Source organism: Metabacillus sp. YM-086 (assembly GCF_048059995.1).
Lineage (GTDB): Bacteria > Bacillota > Bacilli > Bacillales > Bacillaceae > Metabacillus > Metabacillus litoralis_B.
Map to the genome: position 1 here is coordinate 86979 of NZ_JBLUOI010000005.1, position 19792 is coordinate 106770.

A 19792-nucleotide genomic window follows, 5' to 3' on the forward strand; every position below is an offset into this window, starting at 1 on the left:
ATAAAAATTAAAACAGCTCATGTAGGGTCACTTTCCCTTTCATGAGCTGTTTTTTTAGTTAGCTTTGAAAATTTATTCTTGAATAGTAACGCCACTTGGATACCAAACTAAAGGGTTTTCTCCTTTATCCCGATCCATATCATATTTTACAGGCTCAAATTGCATTTTTGACCAAAAATCACTGGATTTGACTCTTGGGTTTGTTTTGATTGGTAGGTTAAATGATTTTGCGTATTCCACCAACGCTCTTCCATAACCCTTTCCTTGATAATTTGGTAATACTTCGAGTTTCCAAAGTTCTAAGTAATCCTGTTTAGGTTCAAAATATTGATCAAATTTCATGTCAACACGGTATAAGCTCATTCTTGCCACTAGCTTGTCACCGTAATAAATCCCATAAAACGGTGAATCACTGTCATTTTCAATAATATTTGATTGAAGATCCTCTAACATTGAAAGTTCTTGAATACCATATTCTCTAAATTTTTTAAATTCTTCCAGGGTTTTGTAATTTACTAACAATCTCTCAACTTTTAACATACCTTTTCCCCCTTGGTGCAAATTCTACAATAATAAAATTAAAATTAAATTCACATGATAAAAAGACTATTTTCAGAGTGTTTGTTGTTTGATTATTTATAAATCCTCTAATCATCAAAGTCACATTATTTTAGACAACAAACCTTTTAATGTAAGTCTTTATAAGATATTGTTATTATACCATGGTGAGTGTAAATAGTGGTATGATTTAGTTAACGCTTACACAAAATTAGCTAGAATTGTTAAACAAGCAAAATCCTAGTAAAATTACTGCTGGTTTTGTTATGATGTTGATTAAGAGTGAATGATTTGTTAAGTATATATTGGCTTTAAGGGGCCTTATTTCAGAAGGTGAAGCTCATGGAAATTGGAATTATTGGTTCTGGATCACTAGGGTTACTTTATTCATTTTACCTTTCAGAAAACAATAAAGTTACTTTATATACCAGACGGGAAGAACAAGCAAGTAAAATTAATAAGCATGGTATTACGTTGGTTCAAGGAAATTCAGAAATGAAAAAGAACGTGGAAGCAACATTTGAGAAAAATTATAAAGAGCCAGTTTTAATAATCACTGTTAAGCAATACAGTCTTAAGCCAATTATTGATACTTTAACAAGACTTTCTCCACGAACCATTATATTTCTTCAAAATGGCATGGGACATTTACGTTTTCTAAAACACTTGTCTCATCATAACCTTATATTGGGTATATCTGAACATGGAGCACTAAAAGTAAGTGACTCTGTTGTACAACATACAGGAAATGGAATAACAAAAATTTCATCGTATAAAGATTGTGAAATGGATGTAATGAACCAAATAATAAGAAATCACTCAGAAGTTTTTCCTTTTATACGTAAATCTGATTGGGAAAGAATGTTGAAAGAGAAATTAATTGTCAATGCTACCATTAATCCTCTAACAGCACTTTTTAGAGTCAAAAATGGAGAACTTATAACAAACCCTTATTTTCATAAACTTTTTTATGAACTTTTTGAAGAAGTGGCCGACCTACTTAAAATAGAGAATAAAGAGTTATCTTGGAAACAAGTGAAAACAATATGTGAAAATACCTCGGAAAATAAATCTTCTATGTATAAGGATATTTACAATGGTAGACAAACTGAAATTGATTCAATTCTCGGGTATATAATAGATCTTTCTAATGGAAAATCCTGTCCTCGTATTTCATTCCTGTATCAAGCAATCAAAGGGATAGAGATAGGAAAGGAGGGCGTATGAGCAGTTTTTTTACTTGGATTGTCTCAGTAGCGATCACGTTACCGATATTGAGTTTGTTATTCATTTATTTTCTTGTTCGAATTTTTGTTAGAGGAAAAAAAACAATTTTGTGGACTGTTGATTTATCAACAGTAGTTTTCATATTATCAGTGCACTTTCATTTATTAACCATATTTAAGCAATCATTTCTTCTATATATTATATTACTACTTACTTTGTTAGCACTGGTTGTCTATTACTTTGAGTATAAAGGTTCGAGGGAGCCTTCTATATTTATGGCTATTAAAAAAATGTGGAGACTTTCATTTTTACTTTTTTTCATAAGCTATGTAGGTCTTACCATTGGTGGTATTTTAACAGGAGTTTTTGAAAGTGCATTCGTATTATAGTTTTGTTCATTTAAAAAGAACTAGAATTCAAGCAAAGGTTTTTTGTTTCATTTCCATAAGTGCTATACTCACCTTGTTACATTTTACAATGGACATAAATGACAACATATGACTTTAATCAAGAAAGGAAGTTTATATATGGAGATAGTTGAACTCTCCCTGCGCTCTTCAAATCAATTTATTAATGACTTAACTGAGAAAAAGTTGCATGTTGAATCTTTTTTTGATTATAACCTTCATTCAACTTCTCTTTTTAGAGAAAGAGCTGAAGATTTAAGAGAACGTACTTATCAACGTGAAGAGCTTGCAACATACTTAAAAAACTACACCAACCGATGTTTAAACAGTGATGAAAAAACATTAGAAAACATAGAACGATTGAAAAATCCTGATAGCCTTGTAGTTATTGGAGGGCAACAGGCAGGTTTGTTAACTGGTCCTCTGTATACAATACATAAAATTATTTCAATCATTGTACTTGCTGAGAAAGAAGAAAAGGAATTAGGTGTTCCTGTTATTCCTGTTTTTTGGATCGCTGGTGAGGACCATGACTTTGTGGAAATCAATCATGTTTTTATAGAGAAAAATCAAATAGCGAAAAAGCTTGCAATCAAGGATTCACCAATAAAAAAACAACCTGTTTCACAACTTGAGCTTAACAAACAAAAAACATTTGATTGGATTGACCAAGTTTTTGAGGCTTTTGGAGAAACAGATTATTCCAATCAATTGATTTCTAACTTAAAGCAATATGCTGAAGAGTCTTCAACATATGTTGAATTCTTTGAAAAAATAATCATGGATCTTTTTAAGGATAAAGGGCTTATTCTGATTAACTCAGGTGATCATGAGCTTAGAAAGCTGGAAAAATCGTACTTTAAATCAATTCTAGAACAAAATGAGAAAATTTACGACGCGGTAAAAGAACAACAGCAAAGAATGCAATCATTCGATTATCACCCTATTATAGAAATGACAGATAACAGTGCTAATCTATTCTACCATCATGATGGGGAGCGTTTCCTTCTAGAGAGAATTAGTCATAATGAGTATGAAGTAAGTGAAATTGGACTTACTATTACCAGAGCGGAACTTTTTGATCTGATTGAAACGAATCCTGATAAATTTAGTAACAATGTCGTGACAAGGCCATTAATGCAGGAATATTTATTTCCTACATTAGCCTTTATTGCAGGTCCAGGTGAAGTAACATATTGGTCTGAATTAAAGGGTGTTTTTTCATTATTTGATATAAAAATGCCACCGGTTCTTCCAAGGCTGCAATTGACTATTTTAGAAAGAGCTATAGACAGAAACATAAAGGAAACAGGTGTGGAATTAGAGACAGTGCTGCAAGAAGGTGTAACGAATTCAATGAACAATTTTCTCAAGGAAATGTCTCCGGTTGATATGGCCCCTTTAATTGAGGAAGCTAAAAAAGAAATTTCTGAGATTCATACTAAGTTGGTTGATGCTGCAATGTTAATTGATCAAAGCTTAGAGCCAATGCTAAAAAAGAATGGTCATTTTATTGAGGAACACCTTGATTTTATTTATAAAACTGTTGAAAATCGGAAGAAACAACAGCATAATGTTCAATTGTCAAAGTTTAAATCAATTGAACAATCATTACTTCCAAATTTACATCCACAAGAGAGAGTTTGGAATATTTATTACTATTTAAACAAGTTTGGACCAAATTTTGTAGGAGAATTGCTAAACTTGTCATATTCCTTTAATGGAACACATAAAATTGTCAAAATATAAATAAAAGTTTTTTGAAAATCCTGTGAATACAGGGTTTTTTTTTTATGAAAACAAATGTAGAATAAAGATGTGGAGATAAGTGGGGGGAAGTGGTGAGTTAAGGGGAGAAAGTGGGGACAACGAACATGTTTATGGGAGAATACCATCACACCATTGATATAAAAGGCAGAATGATTGTCCCATCAAAATTTAGAGATGGACTAGGAGAAACATTCGTTTTAACGCGTGGCCTGGACCAGTGTTTGTTCGGTTATCCTATGAGTGAATGGAAAATAATTGAAGATAAGCTAAAGAATCTCCCGTTAACTAAAAAAGATGCTCGTGCATTTACCCGTTTTTTCTTTTCAGGTGCGACTGAATGTGAGCTTGATAAACAGGGTCGTGTAAATATCGCAACACCACTTCTGCAGTATGCAAAACTAGAAAAAGAATGCGTTGTTATCGGCGTTTCAAATCGGATTGAGCTGTGGAGTAAGTCCATTTGGGAAACTTATGTTGCTGAGCAAGAAGATTCTTTTGAAGAAATTGCGGAAAATATGATTGATTTTGATATATAATAATCTTCTTTTTAGCAAAGAATGAGTAGAAAAATGGACAAGCTAAGAATAGTCCAATATTTTAGGGGGAGATTCGTTACTTCCTTCTAACTGAAACAGATTTGAAGAGGTGGTACAACATGTTTAAACATACAACAGTGTTACTAAAGGAAACGGTAGATGGCTTAAATATTAAGGAAGATGGTATTTACGTTGATTGCACGCTTGGAGGTGCAGGTCATAGTAGCTATCTGCTTTCACAGTTATCAGAACAAGGGCATCTAATCGCCTTTGATCAGGATGATACAGCGTTAGAAAACGCGAAAGAAAAGCTTGCTAATTATAAAGGTAAGGTAACCTTAATCAAAAGTAATTTTCGTTACCTTTCTGAAAAACTTGCTGAAATAGGAATCGACAAAGTAGATGGTATTTTATTTGATTTAGGGGTTTCATCCCCACAGTTAGATACGCCTGAACGAGGGTTTAGTTATCATCATGATGCACCGTTAGATATGAGAATGGACCAGCAATCAGATATTTCAGCATACGAAGTGGTAAACACGTGGACTTATGAACAGCTAGTGAAAATATTCTTTCGATATGGTGAGGAGAAATTCTCTAAACAAATTGCGAGAAAGATTGAAAGTCACAGAGAAACTCAGCCAATTCGAACTACCGGTGAGTTGGTTGAAATTATTAAAGAGGCAATTCCGGCACCTGCACGCCGAAAAGGTGGACACCCTGCCAAAAGGATTTTCCAGGCAATAAGAATTGCTGTAAATGATGAATTAAAAGTATTTGAAGAGGCAATTGAACAATCAATTGAATTGTTAAAGCCTGAAGGAAGAGTAAGTGTTATCACATTCCACTCTTTGGAAGACCGTATATGTAAAACTGCCTTTAAAGAAGCGGCAACACCACCGGAGTTACCTAGGAATATGCCATACATTCCAGAAGGGTATGAGCCTAAAATAAAGATTATTACTAGAAAACCTATTCTTCCATCAGAACAAGAATTGGAAGAAAACAATCGAGCAAGATCAGCTAAGCTAAGAATTGCTGAAAAGGTCTAAGAAGAATAAGATTTTTTTAAGGAGGTTATTAAAATGAGTAATTTAGCCATGAAAATAGAACAACAACGTCAGGACCAGCTAAATCAATCCCCTAAACAAGAACCTATTATTAGAACAAGAAGAGCTTCAATAACCCCAGGTGAGAAATTCCTCATTTTATTATTTGTTTCTCTCTTTGTATTAGGAGCTATTACAATTGTTGCGAACTCCTATAATGTGTATCAAGCTAATATGGAGATTCAAAAAACTGAAGCTAAAATTCAAGAACAAACGAAATTAAACAGTGACCTCCATGTTCAAGTAGAAGAGTTAAGTACATATGATCGTATTTGGGAAAAAGCTAAAGAATTAGGGTTAACATTAGATCAAAATAATGTGAAAAGTGTGCAAAATTAATAAAGAATCAAATAAAAGGGACTAAGCCGTGTAAGTTTCATATGGCTTAGTCCTTCAATCTATTCTATCCATTTACGGGTAAAGGTGGTATCATACACCGTAGGAGGTTTTCTATGAAATTAACGCATAAAAATATAAACATGAATAGAGGCGCTGCATTATTAGCGTTGATTTTTGGTTTGCTATTTTTAGTTATTTTTGTTCGTTTCTTTTATATTCAATCAACTGGAACTGCACATGGTCAAGCACTTGCAGCAAGAGCTGAAGAACTCTATGAAAGTCAAAGAACTATTGAAGCATCAAGAGGGTCAATATTAGATCGTAAGGGTGAGGTTATTGCAGAAGACAAGTCTTCTTATAAACTCGTTGCAATCCTGGACGATCAAATAACAACAGATCCTGATAATCCAGAGCATGTTGTTGATGTAGAAGAAACGGCACAAAAGTTAGCACCTTTATTAAATATGGAAGAAAATGAAATAGTAGAGGTTTTATCAAAGGATTTATACCAAGTTGAATTTGGATCTGCAGGTAGAGACATTAGTCATACTTTAAAAGAGGAAATAACAAAATTGGAGCTTCCTGGTATTACGTTTATTCGTGATACACAACGGTTTTATCCTAATGGAATCTTTGCCTCGCATTTAATCGGATATGCGCAAAAGCAAGAAGCAACAGGTGAGACGGTAGGAATGATGGGCCTGGAAAAAACATTAGAGAAATATCTCCATGAAGAAGATGGCTACATAAAATTTGAAAAAGATCGCTACAACTGGAAGTTACCAACAAGTGACGATGAAATCGTAGCTCCGAAAAATGGTCAAGATGTGTATTTAACCATTGATCAGAAAATCCAAACCTTTTTAGAAGATTCTATGAATCAAGTAGTTGAAGAATATTCACCAGAGAAGATAGTAGCTGTTGTAGCTGATCCGAAGACCGGAAAAATACTAGCTATGGCTCAGCGACCGAGTTTTGACCCAAATAAAAGGAACATTACGTCTTATTACAATGATGTCATCTCATATCCTTTTGAACCGGGGTCAACGATGAAAATCTTTACTTTAGCAGCAGCAATTGAAGAAGGAGTCTATAATGGAAATGCAACATTCCAATCTGGTTCTTATGCGGTAGGACCATCTGTTGTACGTGACCATAAAAGAGGCGGTTGGGGGACTATCAGCTTTAATGAAGGTGTACAAAGGTCATCAAATGTTGGTTTTTCAATTCTTGCTAAAGATTTGCTTGGAACTGATCGAATGTATCAATATCTAAACAAATTTGGATTTACGAAAAAAACTAATATTGATTTGCCAAACGAAGCTGAAAGTAAAATAAACTATAATTATGAGATTGATAAGGTATCAACTGCATTTGGACAAGCATCAGCCTTTACTCCGATCCAGCTCGTACAAGCAGCAACAGCAATTGCGAACAATGGTAAAATGATGAAACCTTATGTTATTGATAAAATAGTAGATAAAGATTCTAATGAAGTTGTAAAGGAAAATAATTCAAAGGTTGTTTCTCAACCAATTACTGAAAAAACTGCAAAAGCAACACTAGATATTTTAGAAACTGTTGTAAGTTCAGAAAATGGTACGGGAAAACCTTATAGCATTGAAGGGTATCAGGTTGCTGGAAAAACAGGTACTGCACAAATGCCAAATCCAAATGGAAGAGGTTATTTATCAGGAAATGACAACCATATCTTTTCGTTTTTAGGAATGGCACCAAAAGATAATCCAGAGCTTATTGTATATGTAGCTGTTCAGAAACCGAAGCTTGAAGGACAAGCTGGTTCTGTTCCAGTTTCAATGATTTTTAATACTGTGATGAAAAACAGCCTTCAATATTTACAAATTGAACCTACAGAAGAACTTGAACCTGAAACACAAACAAAAACTTCAAGTGAAGACACGGTGCTTCCTGATTTAGTAGATGCAAAGTTTGCTGATGCTAACAATCAATTGAAAAAGTTAGGTTTAACGCCAATTATTCTTGGGAATGGACAAAAAGTTATTGCTCAATATCCTGAAGGGGAAACTTCAATGATGTTAAATGAAAAAGTCTTTCTAAAGTTATCTGAAGAAGTTAAAATGCCAGATTTAACAGGTTGGTCTAAACGCGATGTCATGAAACTAGGAAATATAATGAATATTTCTGTCAATGCAGAAGGATCTGGTTTCGTTATAAAACAGAGTATTAAGAAAGATAGTGTATTAAAGAAAAGCGATGTTTTGACGATAACACTGGGTACAGAAAATGATGAAAAACAGCCTGAAGAAAGCAATGAACAAGAATAAAATGAATGGTAGGATTGATCTCAACAAAAATGAGGTCAATCTTTTTTTATTTAGATTAAATTAGGATGTTTCTTAGGTCATAGGTTCATATATACATTCATTAGGATTGAATAGTTCCTATGATTTTTCTTCTGAAGCTTGGAGTTTAATATGTATGGATAACAGTTCTAACTCCTCGTGTACAAGCATATATATTTGAACGAGCCTAGACAAGGAGGAGTAAAGTATATGCGGGTATCTAATGTGACCGTTAGAAAGCGTCTTGTTTTAACATTGCTTTTCGGTTTTTTAATTTTCTTAGTGATTGATATACGTCTAGGGTATGTTCAATTTTTTCTTGGTAATACACTCACTTCAGGAGCAAAAGATCTATGGAGCAGAAACATTCCATTTGAGCCTGAACGCGGAGAAATTTTAGATCGGAATGGCGTAAAGCTAGCAACGAATATGAGTGCTCCGACGATTTATGTTGTACCAAGACAAATTGAGGATCCTGCAGATGCTGCTAAAGAATTAGCTGCAGTTTTAAATATGTCAGAAGAAAAGGCCTATCAACATATAACAAAAAGGGTTTCTATCGAAAGAATCAATCCTGAGGGGAGAAAAATCTCTCATGAAAAAGCAAACGAAGTGAGAGATTTAAATATAAAGGGAGTTTATATAGCTGAAGATTCGATTAGATATTATCCTTATGGAAGTTATCTATCACATGTTCTTGGTTTTGCAGGAATCGATAATCAGGGATTGCTAGGCTTAGAAGCATATTACGATGAGCAATTAAAGGGAGAAAAAGGATACGTTAAATTTTATTCAGATGCAAAGGGGCAAAGAATGCCGGATGAAGCGGACGACTATACAGCTCCTGTAGATGGGAATAATCTAAAACTAACAATTGATTCAAGAGTTCAAACTATTATTGAAAGAGAATTAGATAATGCTCAAGCTACTTATAATCCGGATGGGATTATTGCGATTGCGATGAACCCAAACAATGGAGAAATATTAGCGATGTCAAGTAGGCCAGATTTTGATCCGGCTAATTTTAAAGAGGTAGATCCGGTGGTTTACAATCGCAACTTACCTGTTTGGAGTACTTATGAGCCAGGTTCAACATTTAAGATTATTACCTTAGCTGCAGCACTTGAAGAAAAGAAAGTAAATTTAGATAAAGATGAGTTTAATGACTCTGGTTCTGTAGAGGTCGATGGAGCAAGATTACGATGTTGGAAAAGAGGGGGGCATGGCCATCAAACATTTTTGGAAGTTGTCCAAAACTCTTGTAACCCTGGATTTGTAGAACTTGGTCAAAGACTTGGGGAAGAAACATTGTTTAAATATATAAAGGATTTCGGTTTTGGTCAAAAAACAGGAATTGATCTTCAAGGTGAAGGAACGGGTATTATGTTTAAACCAGAACAAGTAGGACCTGTGGAACTTGCAACCACCGCATTTGGTCAAGGTGTTTCTGTTACACCGATACAGCAAGTTGCAGCTGTTTCTGCAGCTATAAACGGAGGGGTTTTGTATACTCCATATATAGCAAAGGAATGGGTTGATCCTGTTACTGGTGAAGTCATTAGTCGAAATACACCAAATGCCAAAAGACGTGTTATTTCTGAGGAAACCTCAAAAGAAATTCGTTATGCGCTTGAAAGTGTTGTTGCATTAGGTAGTGGTAGAAATGCTTTTGTAGATGGCTATCGAGTTGGTGGAAAAACTGGTACAGCACAAAAAGTAAAAGATGGAAGATATATGGAAAATAACCATATTGTCTCCTTTATTGGATTTGCACCAGCTGATGATCCGCAAATTGTTATTTATGTTGCAGTTGACAATCCTAAGGGAACAGTCCAATTTGGTGGAACTGTTGCTGCACCTATAGTCGGAAACATTATGCGTGATGTTTTACCTGAGATAGGGGTAAAGCCAAGAGACGGTCAAATTGAGAAAGAATATAATTGGCTGGACACAAAACTCGTAGAAGTACCGAATATTATAGGGTTAACAAAGCAAGAATTAACTCAACAATTCGTTAACTTGAAGATTGATGTATCAGGTGAAGGAGATGTTGTTGTGCAACAATCCCCAAATGAAGGTGTAAAAGTTAAGGAAGGATCAACCTTAAGAGTTTATCTAGGTGATGAAAATAAAGAAAAGAAAGAAAGTGAATAACAAGAGGGGAGCATGCTATTGCAAAAATTGCATTGGCACGCTTTCTTTCTGTTGGTATAATAACATTTATGTTTTTCGTAAAATTGAAAGGAATGATGGCTCTTTTCTTTTAAGTAAGATAAAATAGTACGGAGAAATATTTTACCATTTATATTTTAATTGATGGTTATTTAATCCATTTTGATGTGGATTAAAAGGAAAACCCTGTAATGAAAGTAGGAATAAAGATGAAATTAAATGATTTACTAACATTTTTACATGATGACTCACTTCTATCTTTAAAGAACCCTACCATCTCATCTTTAGAAATGGATTCTAGAGAAGTAAAGCCCGGTAGTTTATTTATATGTATAAAGGGTTATACGGTTGACGGTCATGATTTTGCACAAAAGGCTGTAGAGCAAGGAGCAGTAGCTATAGTTGCTGAAAGAAACTTAGATTTAGATGTTCCGGTTATTGTTGTAAAAGATACTAAAAGATCTATGGCTGTATTAGCGGATATATTTTATGGGCAGCCAACTCATTCTATGCATTTGATAGGTGTTACCGGTACTAATGGCAAAACAACAACAACACATATTATTGAAAAAATATTCAATGAAGCAAATAAGCAAACAGGTCTTATTGGGACAATGTACATAAAAATCGGTAATCAACAAAAAGAAGTTAAGAATACAACGCCTGAAAGTCTTACATTGCAAAAGACATTTGCCGAAATGAAGGAACAAAATGTTTCTGATGCTATTATGGAGGTGTCATCACATGCCCTTCATCTTGGAAGAATTCATGGATGTGATTTTAATGTTGCTGTGTTTACGAACTTAACACAGGATCATTTAGACTATCATAAAACAATGGAAGCATATAAGTATGCTAAAGGACTATTGTTTGCTCAATTAGGTAATAAGTTTGATCATAACGATCTAAAGATTGCCGTTTTAAATGAAGATGAAGAGGCGTCTGAAGATTTTAAACGGATGACTGCTGCAAAGATCTTAACCTATGGGATTGATCGTCCTGCAGATATTAAAGCAAATAACATAAAAATTACTTCAAAGGGTACAATGTTTCAACTCGTAACACCTGTTGGTACACGCAATGTGACAATTCAAATGGTTGGAAAGTTCAGTGTGTATAACGTGTTAGCTGCTGTTTCTGCTTCACTTGCTTCATCTGTTGATTTAGATACGATTGTTACAGCTATTGAATCGATGGAGGGGGTACGAGGACGTTTTGAATTAGTTGATGGTGGGCAGGATTATACCGTTATTGTTGATTATGCACATACACCTGATAGCCTAGAAAATGTTCTTAAAACCGTTAAACAATTTGCAGAGGGACGCATCTTTTGTATTGTAGGATGTGGGGGAGACAGGGATAAAACAAAAAGGCCTTTAATGGCTAAAATCGCGGTAACATATAGTGATGAACCCGTTTTTACATCTGATAACCCAAGAAGTGAAGATCCGCAAGTCATTCTTCAGGAAATGGAAGAAGGTGTAGCGGGTAACCAGTACACATCTATTATCAGCAGAGAAGAGGCTATTACCTATGCTGTTAAAAAAGCTCGAAAAGGTGATGTCATTCTAATTGCAGGAAAAGGCCACGAAACATATCAGATAATAGGTAATGAAGTTTTTGATTTTGATGATAAGGAAATCGCATTAAATGCAATAAATACCTTAAATTTGTAGTGAATGACCAAGACCTTTCATAAGAATAGGTACAAAGGAAGAAAGAGAAGTTGATAAGATGAAGAAAAACAGTTTAGAAGAACATATTCAGAAAAATACCTCATATGATAATCTCGTAAAAGATACGCTTGTATATTCTAATGACTTAGTATTCTGTGGGGAGGTGTATGCATGTTAGAGCAAGTAATTTTATTTACAATCGTTATGGGATTCTTAATCAGTGTATTACTTTCCCCAATCATTATTCCGTTTTTAAGAAGGTTGAAGTTTGGTCAAAGTATTAGAGAAGAAGGACCTAAATCTCATCAAAAAAAATCGGGTACCCCAACAATGGGTGGTGTAATGATCATTATTTCGATCATTATTACAACGATTGTTATGACCGGGAAATTTTCGCAACTTAGTGTTGAGATGTATTTATTGTTGTTTGTTACATTCGGATACGGTTTATTAGGGTTTTTGGATGATTTTATCAAGGTGGTTATGAAACGAAATCTTGGTTTAACTTCAAGACAAAAACTTCTAGGGCAAGTAATTATTGCTATTATATTTTACCTTGTCTTCACGCAGTATGGCTTTTCAACCGAAATAGGGATACCTGGAACAACTTTATCTTTAGACCTTGGTTGGGGCTATATTATTCTCGTTGTATTTATGTTAGTGGGAGGATCTAATGCAGTAAACTTAACAGATGGTTTAGATGGTTTGTTATCAGGTACTGCTGCTATCGCTTTTGGGGCATTTGCTGTTTTAGCTTGGAATCAGTCGCAATACGATGTTGCCATTTTTTCGGTAGCTGTTGTTGGAGCTGTCCTCGGGTTTTTAGTGTTTAATGCACATCCTGCAAAAGTATTTATGGGAGATACAGGGTCACTAGCACTTGGCGGTGCTATTGTAACAATTGCCATTTTAACAAAGCTTGAAATATTATTAGTTTTAATCGGCGGAGTTTTTGTAATCGAGACTTTATCGGTTATCATTCAAGTTATTTCGTTTAAAACAACTGGAAAGAGAGTATTTAAGATGAGTCCTCTTCATCATCACTATGAATTAGTAGGGTGGTCAGAGTGGAGAGTTGTTGTTACTTTTTGGACGATTGGCTTAATTTTTGCAGTACTTGGAATTTATATTGAGGTGTGGTTGTAATTGAAAAACATTAATGATTACTTACATAAAAATGTATTGGTAATAGGATTGGCAAAAAGCGGCTTAGCGGCCGCTAAATTGTTACACAGGCTGGGCGCAACAGTAACTGTAAATGATTTAAAGGCGACTGATGAAGACCCAGTAGTAAAAGAATTAAAAAACATTGGGATTGATGTTGTTGGTGGTGGGCACCCACTTTCTTTATTAGAGGATTTTGCAATCGATGTTATTGTGAAAAACCCAGGAATTCCATACTCAAACCCTCTTTTAGTCCTTGCTAAGGAAAAGGACATTCCTATAATCACGGAAGTTGAACTTGCATATAAAATTTCAGAGGCGGACATTATCGCAATAACCGGTTCAAACGGTAAAACAACAACAACAACCCTTATTTTTGAAATGTTAAGTGAGGACGGAAAACAACCTTTAATTGCTGGTAACATTGGTACTGTAGCTTGCGAAGTTGCACAAAAGGCCACAAAAGAAAATGTCATTGTTATGGAACTATCATCGTTTCAACTTCTTGGAACAATTGATTTTAAACCAACTATTGGAATGATATTAAATATTTTTGATGCTCATTTAGATTACCATGGAACGAAAGAAGAATACGTCTTTGCTAAAGGGAAGATTTATGAAAACCAGACCGAGGAAGATGTGTCTATAGTAAACCTAAATGATAAAGAAGTTTGTGAATGCTCTGAAAGGTCAAAGGCACAAAAATTATATTTCTCAACTACAGAAGTTATTGATAATGGAGTTTATATTTTTGATGATTCAATTTTTTATAAAGAAGAGAAAATTGTTTCCTTAAAGGATATCGTATTGCCGGGAGAACATAATTTAGAGAATATACTGGCTGCTATTGCTGCTGTCAAGCTAAGAGGAGTTTCTAACGAATCTATTTACAAGGTTTTAACGACTTTTAACGGAGTTAAACATAGGTTGCAATATGTAGATACTATTCAGGGGCGTCGTTTTTATAACGATTCAAAAGCAACAAATATATTAGCAACAAGTAAAGCACTTAGTGCATTTAAAACACCTACCGTCTTATTGGCCGGTGGCCTTGATAGAGGTAATGAATTCGATGAATTAAAACCATTTTTACATCATGTAAAGGCCATGATTTTATTTGGGGAAACTGCTCCTAAGCTTGAAAGAATTGCCAGAGAAAGTGGAATAGAACAAATTAAACGTGTCGATAATGTAGAAAAAGCAGTATTGACGGCGTTTAATGTTTCCGAAAAAGAAGATGTGATTTTATTGTCACCAGCATGTGCAAGTTGGGATCAATATAAAACTTTTGAAGAAAGAGGAGACATTTTTATTCAAGCCGTGCATAAGCTTAACTAAGGGCTTGTACGAATAATAATTCATTGCAGTCTATGCTACAGCCCTTAATAAATTTGATACAGGGGTGTTCGGCGTTGACAGCAAAAAGGTCTACACCAGATTTTATATTGGTTATTCTAACATTACTTCTTTTAACAATTGGACTAATCATGGTATATAGTGCAAGTGCAGTATGGGCAACATATAAGTTTGATGATTCCTTCTTTTTTGCGAAGCGCCAATTGTTATTTGCAGGTGTTGGTGTTATAGCCATGTTTTTTATTATGAACGTTGACTATTGGACATGGCGGACATGGTCAAAGATGTTAATTATCATTTGTTTTTTTCTTTTAATTGCAGTATTAATACCTGGCATAGGGATGGAGCGTAATGGTTCTCGAAGTTGGATTGGTGTTGGTGCATTTTCGATCCAGCCATCAGAGTTTATGAAATTGGCGATGATTGCTTTCTTAGCAAAATTTCTATCAGAAAATCAAAAGAAAATTACCTCGTTTAAAAAGGGGTTAGTCCCTTCTCTTGGACTCGTTTTTACTGCATTTGGGATCATTATGCTTCAGCCTGACTTAGGAACAGGGACAGTTATGGTGGGGACATGTATTGTGATGATATTTGTTTCGGGAGCTAGAGTGGTCCATTTTGCTTGGCTAGGCCTTTTAGGTGTTGTGGGATTTGTTGCTCTTGTTCTTTCAGCACCATACAGAATTAAAAGGATTACATCATTTTTAGATCCATGGGAAGATCCACTAGGTAGTGGATTTCAAATCATTCAATCTTTGTATGCAATTGGTCCTGGAGGTCTTTTTGGTCAGGGGTTAGGACAAAGCAGGCAGAAATTCTTTTATTTACCTGAGCCACAAACTGACTTCATTTTTGCCATTTTAGCTGAAGAGCTTGGTTTTATTGGTGGGTCATTAGTTATATTATTGTTTGGTTTACTTTTATGGAGAGGGGTACGAATTGCTTTAGGAGCCCCTGATTTATATGGTAGCTTCCTGGCCATAGGAATTATAACAATGGTAGCTATTCAGGTTATGATTAACATTGGGGTTGTAACCGGGCTAATGCCTGTAACAGGTATTACTCTTCCGTTCTTAAGTTATGGAGGATCTTCCCTAACATTAATGTTAATGGCAATGGGTGTCTTATTAAATGTTAGTAGATACTCAAAGTATTAGGTTCATTAAGGCTAATTTTAGTTTCATTATAGGTTGTTTATCATATAAAATAGTAAGTATCGAGGCTGACGTTGGTAAGTGACAGACTAGGGGTTTTTAACCTCTAAGCAGTCCTTAAAAGGTCAGCCTTCATAGTTTTACATAGTGTTTCTAAACAACTACTAGTTTAATTGTAACCTAGTAGTTGAAAGTACGTACGAATTATTAGAAATCCATTCAAAGTGGGGGAACAAGCATGAAAGTAGTTGTAAGTGGTGGCGGAACTGGTGGTCATATCTATCCAGCACTGGCTTTAATAAATGAAATTAAAAAACATCATTCAGATGTAGAATTTCTATATATCGGTACAGAAAACGGACTTGAGCAAAATATTGTAAACAGAGCTAACATACCATTTAAATCTGTAGAAATATCCGGATTTAAAAGAAAGATCTCTTTTGAAAATGTGAAAACTGTTACAAGATTTCTTAAAGCAGTTTCTGTTAGTAAAAAATATTTAAAAGAGTTCAATGCAGATGTTGTTATTGGAACAGGAGGCTATGTTTGTGGACCTGTTGTTTATGCCGCGGCTAAAATGAAGATTCCAACAGTTATTCATGAACAAAATAGTTTACCTGGGATAACAAATAAGTTTTTGTCTCGATATGTTAACAAAGTTGCCATCTGTTTTGAAGAAGCAAGAAAACATTTTCCAGCACATAAGGTTGTATTAACCGGTAATCCTCGTGCTTCAGAGGTGCTGGGTCAAGATGCGGAAAAAGGGAGACATTCAGTCGGTTTGATTAAAGACAAAAAAACAGTGCTGATTTTCGGGGGAAGCAGGGGAGCTAAAGCTATTAATGAAGCTGTTTTAGAAATGATTCCATCTCTTGCTGAAAAACCGTATCAAATTGTTTATGTCACTGGTGAAGTACATTATGAAAAAGTAATGAATGAAGTAAAAAAAGGAAACAGTTCTGAGAACTTGATTATAAAACCATTTATACACAATATGCCTGAAGTATTAGCGGCAGTGGATTTAATTGTATCGAGAGCCGGAGCTACCTCTCTTGCAGAAATTACAGCATTGGGGTTACCTAGTATATTAATTCCAAGTCCTTATGTAACGGCTAATCATCAAGAAGTAAACGCAAGATCGTTAAGTGATCATCATGCAGCAATTATGCTGAAAGAGCAAGAATTGAATGGCGATATATTACTGTCGCAAATTGATGGAGTTTTACTTAATGAATTTAAGTTGAAAGAAATGAAGCAGGCATCAAAGAAATTAGGTCTTCCTGATGCTGCATTAAGACTTTATTCAGTCCTAAAGGAACTTTCTAAGTAACAACAGAGATAAACTGACCTGAGGAGGTAAATTATGACTACGTTATATGAGGCATTAAAAACTGCAGAAATTGGGAAAGTCCTTGTGGATGAACCATTAGCAAAACATACAACAATAAAAATAGGTGGCCCTGCAGATATCTTATTAGAACCTAGTGACAGTGAGAGCCTAAGTAAAGCGATAAAAATAATAAAACAATATGGAGCTAAATGGACAGTGATAGGAAGAGGCTCTAACCTTCTTGTTTCTGATAAAGGAATAGATGGGGTTGTAATTAAGCTAGGAATTGGAATCGATCACTTTGAGTTAGATGATGATGTTTTAACAGTTGGCGGAGGATATTCCATTGTAAAGCTTGCTACACTCATTAGTAGGAAGGGTTTATCAGGTTTGGAATTTGCCAGTGGTATTCCCGGTTCAATAGGTGGAGCTGTCTACATGAATGCAGGGGCACATGGGTCAGATATGTCAAAAATTCTGTTGAAGGCTCTAGTATTATTTGAAGATGGAACGATGGAATGGCTGACAAATGAAGAAATGGAGTTCTCTTATCGAACATCGATTCTTCAGGCGAAAAAACCAGGTATTTGTATAGAAGCAGTTCTACAACTTAAAAAGGGTGAAAAAGAAGAAATTGTTTCGATCATGCAAAAGAATAAAGATTACAGAAGAGAAACACAGCCTTGGAATTATCCTTGCGCAGGGAGCATCTTCAGGAATCCACTTCCTAATTATGCAGGTCAATTAGTTGAAGCAGCGGGTCTAAAAGGATATCAAATAGGTGGTGCTAAAGTTTCAGAGATGCACGGTAATTTTATTGTTAATGCTGGAGGAGCAACTGCTCAAGATGTATTGGATTTAATAAATTATATTAAAGAAACCATTCTCGAGAAGTATGATGTGACAATGGAAACTGAAGTTGAAATAATAGGTCGGAAATAGTCACATTACTCCCCATTATTTCCTTTTATTGTGTTATAATGTCTTTATAAAAATTGCTGAACAATTTTAGTTTATTCTTAAACGGCATTTTTAAATGCCGTTTCAGTGTGTAAGTGGGGAAAATCTTTTTAAATAGAAAGAATTTCATTACTACATACTGTGATGATTAGTACCATAACATTGTGCAAGAAATCTACCTAGAGAGAACTACTAGGGTGGGGTGAAAACGATTGGAGAAAAAGGTTGTTTCGTTAGAAGACCGCATACCAAAACTACAGCAGCAGCGAAAACAGAAGACTAATCGAAGACTTATTTCATTCCTTTCAATCTTTTTTCTATTAATTTTACTTGTTATCTATTTTCAGTCTCCCTTAAGTAAAGTCTCAAGTATAACAGTAAAAGGAAATGTACATGTTGAGTCGGAAAAGATCATTGAAATGAGTAAAATTACAACTTCTAATGGGTTTTGGAATATCAATACAACAAAGACTAGTCAGTTGGTTGAAGAGCATTTGCAAATAAAACAAGCCACTGTTGAAAAAAAGTTTCCTAACCATATTGTCTTGCAGGTTGATGAGTATGACAGTATTGCTTATCTAGAAGAGAATGGTGCATATAAGCCGATTCTTGAAAATGGACAAGTTCTAAAGGACCGTACTGTTAAAGTACCGGCAGATGCACCGGTGTTGATAAATTGGAATCAAGAGAAAGATATTAATGAGATGATAAATGAGTTAAAAAAATTATCTCCTAGTATCTTAAACTCAATTTCAGAAATTCATCATACTCCTAATAAAACAGATCCTTGGTTAGTTCATCTTTATATGAATGATGGTTATGAAGTAATGGCATCTGTTCGTACCTTCTCAAAGAAAATGAATACTTACACTAAAATTGTAAGTCAGCTAGACGAGAACAGTAAAGGGATTATTCATCTGGAAGTAGGCTCTTATTTTGAATCTTATACACCGATAGAGTCAAAGGAAGAGGGGGATGAAGCTCAAGATGAAACTGAGGGGTAGTTATGTAATTTTTTCTCTCATTCTCTTAGTTGCAGGTTTTCTATTTTCATATTCTTATCAGCTGACAAGGGAAAGTAATCGAAATCAAGAGATAACCACCGAACAATGGGATAAAGAATATGAAATTAGGTCACAACTTATTTCAAAAGAAGAAATAAACCGGGATCTCCAAAAAGAACTTTTTGAAAAACAAGAAGAAGTGAAAGAAATTGAAGAATCTCTAAAGGATCAAAAACAGGTGTACTACAACCTTGTAGAAGATGTTGAAAAGTATCGCATGTATGTTGGTGATATAGCAGTTCAAGGTAAAGGGATACAAGTAACATTAGAAGATTCCTCTTACGTCCCTGAAGGAGAAAATGTAAACAATTATATCGTGCATGAGAGTCATTTGTTTAGTGTTATTAATGAACTGTATATCTCGGGAGCAGATGCTATCTCAATAAACGGTCAAAGGTTATCAAGTCATTCGTATATATATTGCAATGGCCCAGTTGTGACAGTTGATGGAAATCAGTTCCCTGCACCTTTTGTTATATCTGCGATTGGTGACCCAAATGTTTTATTACCTGCATTGAATATTACTGGTGGAATTGTAGATCAGCTTTCTTATGATAATGTTGTGGTAACTCTAGAAAAACGAGAAAATATTAAGATGGAGCCACTTCTACAAGAAAAAAAAGCTTCGTCATAGGAAGTAATACGA

The 19792-nt window shown here is 34.8% G+C and carries 17 protein-coding genes; 16 read left to right on the plus strand and 1 reads right to left on the minus strand.

The genetic code is table 11. The annotated features are described in order from the left end of the window. Positions 1–72: 72 nt before the first annotated feature. Positions 73–540 (minus strand): N-acetyltransferase, encoded by a 468-nt coding sequence (locus tag ACEWK1_RS03800; RefSeq protein ID WP_121661313.1) that lies wholly within the window; start codon positions 538–540, stop codon positions 73–75. Positions 541–900: 360 nt separating this feature from the next. Here ACEWK1_RS03800 and ACEWK1_RS03805 point away from each other — a divergent pair, with 360 nt between their 5' ends. From ACEWK1_RS03805 to ACEWK1_RS03880, 16 genes are all read left to right on the plus strand, one after another. Then, positions 901–1785 (plus strand): 2-dehydropantoate 2-reductase, encoded by an 885-nt coding sequence (locus tag ACEWK1_RS03805; protein WP_212134442.1) that lies wholly within the window; start codon positions 901–903, stop codon positions 1783–1785. Continuing rightward, a complete protein-coding gene (locus tag ACEWK1_RS03810) occupies positions 1782–2174 on the plus strand; it encodes a DUF3397 family protein (protein ID WP_212134444.1) in 393 nt (130 codons plus the stop codon). The genes ACEWK1_RS03805 and ACEWK1_RS03810 overlap by 4 nt, the downstream gene beginning before the upstream one ends. Before the next feature lie 138 nt (positions 2175–2312). Next, positions 2313–3941 carry a bacillithiol biosynthesis cysteine-adding enzyme BshC gene (gene bshC / locus ACEWK1_RS03815; protein ID WP_212134446.1) on the plus strand — a complete coding sequence of 543 codons (1629 nt, stop codon included), beginning with the start codon at positions 2313–2315 and terminating at the stop codon, positions 3939–3941. 125 nt (positions 3942–4066) lie between these two features. Continuing rightward, positions 4067–4498: a division/cell wall cluster transcriptional repressor MraZ gene (mraZ, locus tag ACEWK1_RS03820; protein ID WP_098799612.1), complete on the plus strand. Its 432-nt coding sequence runs from the start codon at positions 4067–4069 to the stop codon at positions 4496–4498. Positions 4499–4617: 119 nt separating this feature from the next. After that, on the plus strand, positions 4618–5550 hold the full coding sequence (gene rsmH, locus ACEWK1_RS03825; RefSeq protein ID WP_121661317.1) for a 16S rRNA (cytosine(1402)-N(4))-methyltransferase RsmH: 933 nt from the start codon (positions 4618–4620) through the stop codon (positions 5548–5550). Between the two features lie 33 nt (positions 5551–5583). Then, positions 5584–5946 (plus strand): cell division protein FtsL, encoded by a 363-nt coding sequence (ftsL, locus tag ACEWK1_RS03830; RefSeq protein WP_212134448.1) that lies wholly within the window; start codon positions 5584–5586, stop codon positions 5944–5946. Positions 5947–6059: 113 nt separating this feature from the next. Further along, on the plus strand, positions 6060–8252 hold the full coding sequence (locus ACEWK1_RS03835; protein WP_212134450.1) for a penicillin-binding protein: 2193 nt from the start codon (positions 6060–6062) through the stop codon (positions 8250–8252). A 228-nt stretch (positions 8253–8480) separates the two neighbouring features. Beyond that, positions 8481–10424, plus strand: coding sequence for a stage V sporulation protein D (locus ACEWK1_RS03840; RefSeq protein ID WP_121661320.1), 1944 nt, complete (start codon positions 8481–8483; stop codon positions 10422–10424). Between the two features lie 227 nt (positions 10425–10651). Beyond that, positions 10652–12118, plus strand: a complete 1467-nt coding sequence (locus tag ACEWK1_RS03845) for a UDP-N-acetylmuramoyl-L-alanyl-D-glutamate--2,6-diaminopimelate ligase (protein ID WP_121664929.1) — start codon at positions 10652–10654, stop codon at positions 12116–12118. 171 nt (positions 12119–12289) lie between these two features. Next, a complete protein-coding gene (mraY, locus tag ACEWK1_RS03850) occupies positions 12290–13264 on the plus strand; it encodes a phospho-N-acetylmuramoyl-pentapeptide-transferase (RefSeq protein WP_121661321.1) in 975 nt (324 codons plus the stop codon). Then, positions 13265–14620 carry a UDP-N-acetylmuramoyl-L-alanine--D-glutamate ligase gene (gene murD / locus ACEWK1_RS03855; RefSeq protein ID WP_212134452.1) on the plus strand — a complete coding sequence of 452 codons (1356 nt, stop codon included), beginning with the start codon at positions 13265–13267 and terminating at the stop codon, positions 14618–14620. 32 nt (positions 14621–14652) lie between these two features. Next, the gene (spoVE, locus tag ACEWK1_RS03860) at positions 14653–15795 is read left to right on the plus strand and encodes a stage V sporulation protein E (RefSeq protein WP_416635739.1); all 1143 of its coding nucleotides are present in this window, start codon (positions 14653–14655) and stop codon (positions 15793–15795) included. Between the two features lie 235 nt (positions 15796–16030). Next, positions 16031–17122 carry an undecaprenyldiphospho-muramoylpentapeptide beta-N-acetylglucosaminyltransferase gene (murG, locus tag ACEWK1_RS03865; RefSeq protein ID WP_121661323.1) on the plus strand — a complete coding sequence of 364 codons (1092 nt, stop codon included), beginning with the start codon at positions 16031–16033 and terminating at the stop codon, positions 17120–17122. 33 nt (positions 17123–17155) lie between these two features. Then, entirely contained in the window at positions 17156–18064 is a 909-nt protein-coding gene (gene murB, locus ACEWK1_RS03870) for a UDP-N-acetylmuramate dehydrogenase (RefSeq protein WP_121661324.1), read from the plus strand. 230 nt (positions 18065–18294) lie between these two features. Continuing rightward, positions 18295–19086 (plus strand): cell division protein FtsQ/DivIB, encoded by a 792-nt coding sequence (locus tag ACEWK1_RS03875; protein WP_212134456.1) that lies wholly within the window; start codon positions 18295–18297, stop codon positions 19084–19086. Beyond that, the gene (locus tag ACEWK1_RS03880) at positions 19076–19780 is read left to right on the plus strand and encodes a DUF881 domain-containing protein (protein WP_212135132.1); all 705 of its coding nucleotides are present in this window, start codon (positions 19076–19078) and stop codon (positions 19778–19780) included. The genes ACEWK1_RS03875 and ACEWK1_RS03880 overlap by 11 nt, the downstream gene beginning before the upstream one ends. Positions 19781–19792: the final 12 nt, after the last annotated feature.

Coding starts and splice junctions, on each gene's coding strand:
- ACEWK1_RS03800 (WP_121661313.1), bottom strand. CDS start 540: ATGTTAAAAGTTGAGAGATTGTTAGTAAATTACAAAACCCTGGAAGAA.
- ACEWK1_RS03805 (WP_212134442.1), top strand. CDS start 901: ATGGAAATTGGAATTATTGGTTCTGGATCACTAGGGTTACTTTATTCA.
- ACEWK1_RS03810 (WP_212134444.1), top strand. CDS start 1,782: ATGAGCAGTTTTTTTACTTGGATTGTCTCAGTAGCGATCACGTTACCG.
- bshC (WP_212134446.1), top strand. CDS start 2,313: ATGGAGATAGTTGAACTCTCCCTGCGCTCTTCAAATCAATTTATTAAT.
- mraZ (WP_098799612.1), top strand. CDS start 4,067: ATGTTTATGGGAGAATACCATCACACCATTGATATAAAAGGCAGAATG.
- rsmH (WP_121661317.1), top strand. CDS start 4,618: ATGTTTAAACATACAACAGTGTTACTAAAGGAAACGGTAGATGGCTTA.
- ftsL (WP_212134448.1), top strand. CDS start 5,584: ATGAGTAATTTAGCCATGAAAATAGAACAACAACGTCAGGACCAGCTA.
- ACEWK1_RS03835 (WP_212134450.1), top strand. CDS start 6,060: ATGAAATTAACGCATAAAAATATAAACATGAATAGAGGCGCTGCATTA.
- ACEWK1_RS03840 (WP_121661320.1), top strand. CDS start 8,481: ATGCGGGTATCTAATGTGACCGTTAGAAAGCGTCTTGTTTTAACATTG.
- ACEWK1_RS03845 (WP_121664929.1), top strand. CDS start 10,652: ATGAAATTAAATGATTTACTAACATTTTTACATGATGACTCACTTCTA.
- mraY (WP_121661321.1), top strand. CDS start 12,290: ATGTTAGAGCAAGTAATTTTATTTACAATCGTTATGGGATTCTTAATC.
- spoVE (WP_416635739.1), top strand. CDS start 14,653: ATGCTACAGCCCTTAATAAATTTGATACAGGGGTGTTCGGCGTTGACA.
- murG (WP_121661323.1), top strand. CDS start 16,031: ATGAAAGTAGTTGTAAGTGGTGGCGGAACTGGTGGTCATATCTATCCA.
- murB (WP_121661324.1), top strand. CDS start 17,156: ATGACTACGTTATATGAGGCATTAAAAACTGCAGAAATTGGGAAAGTC.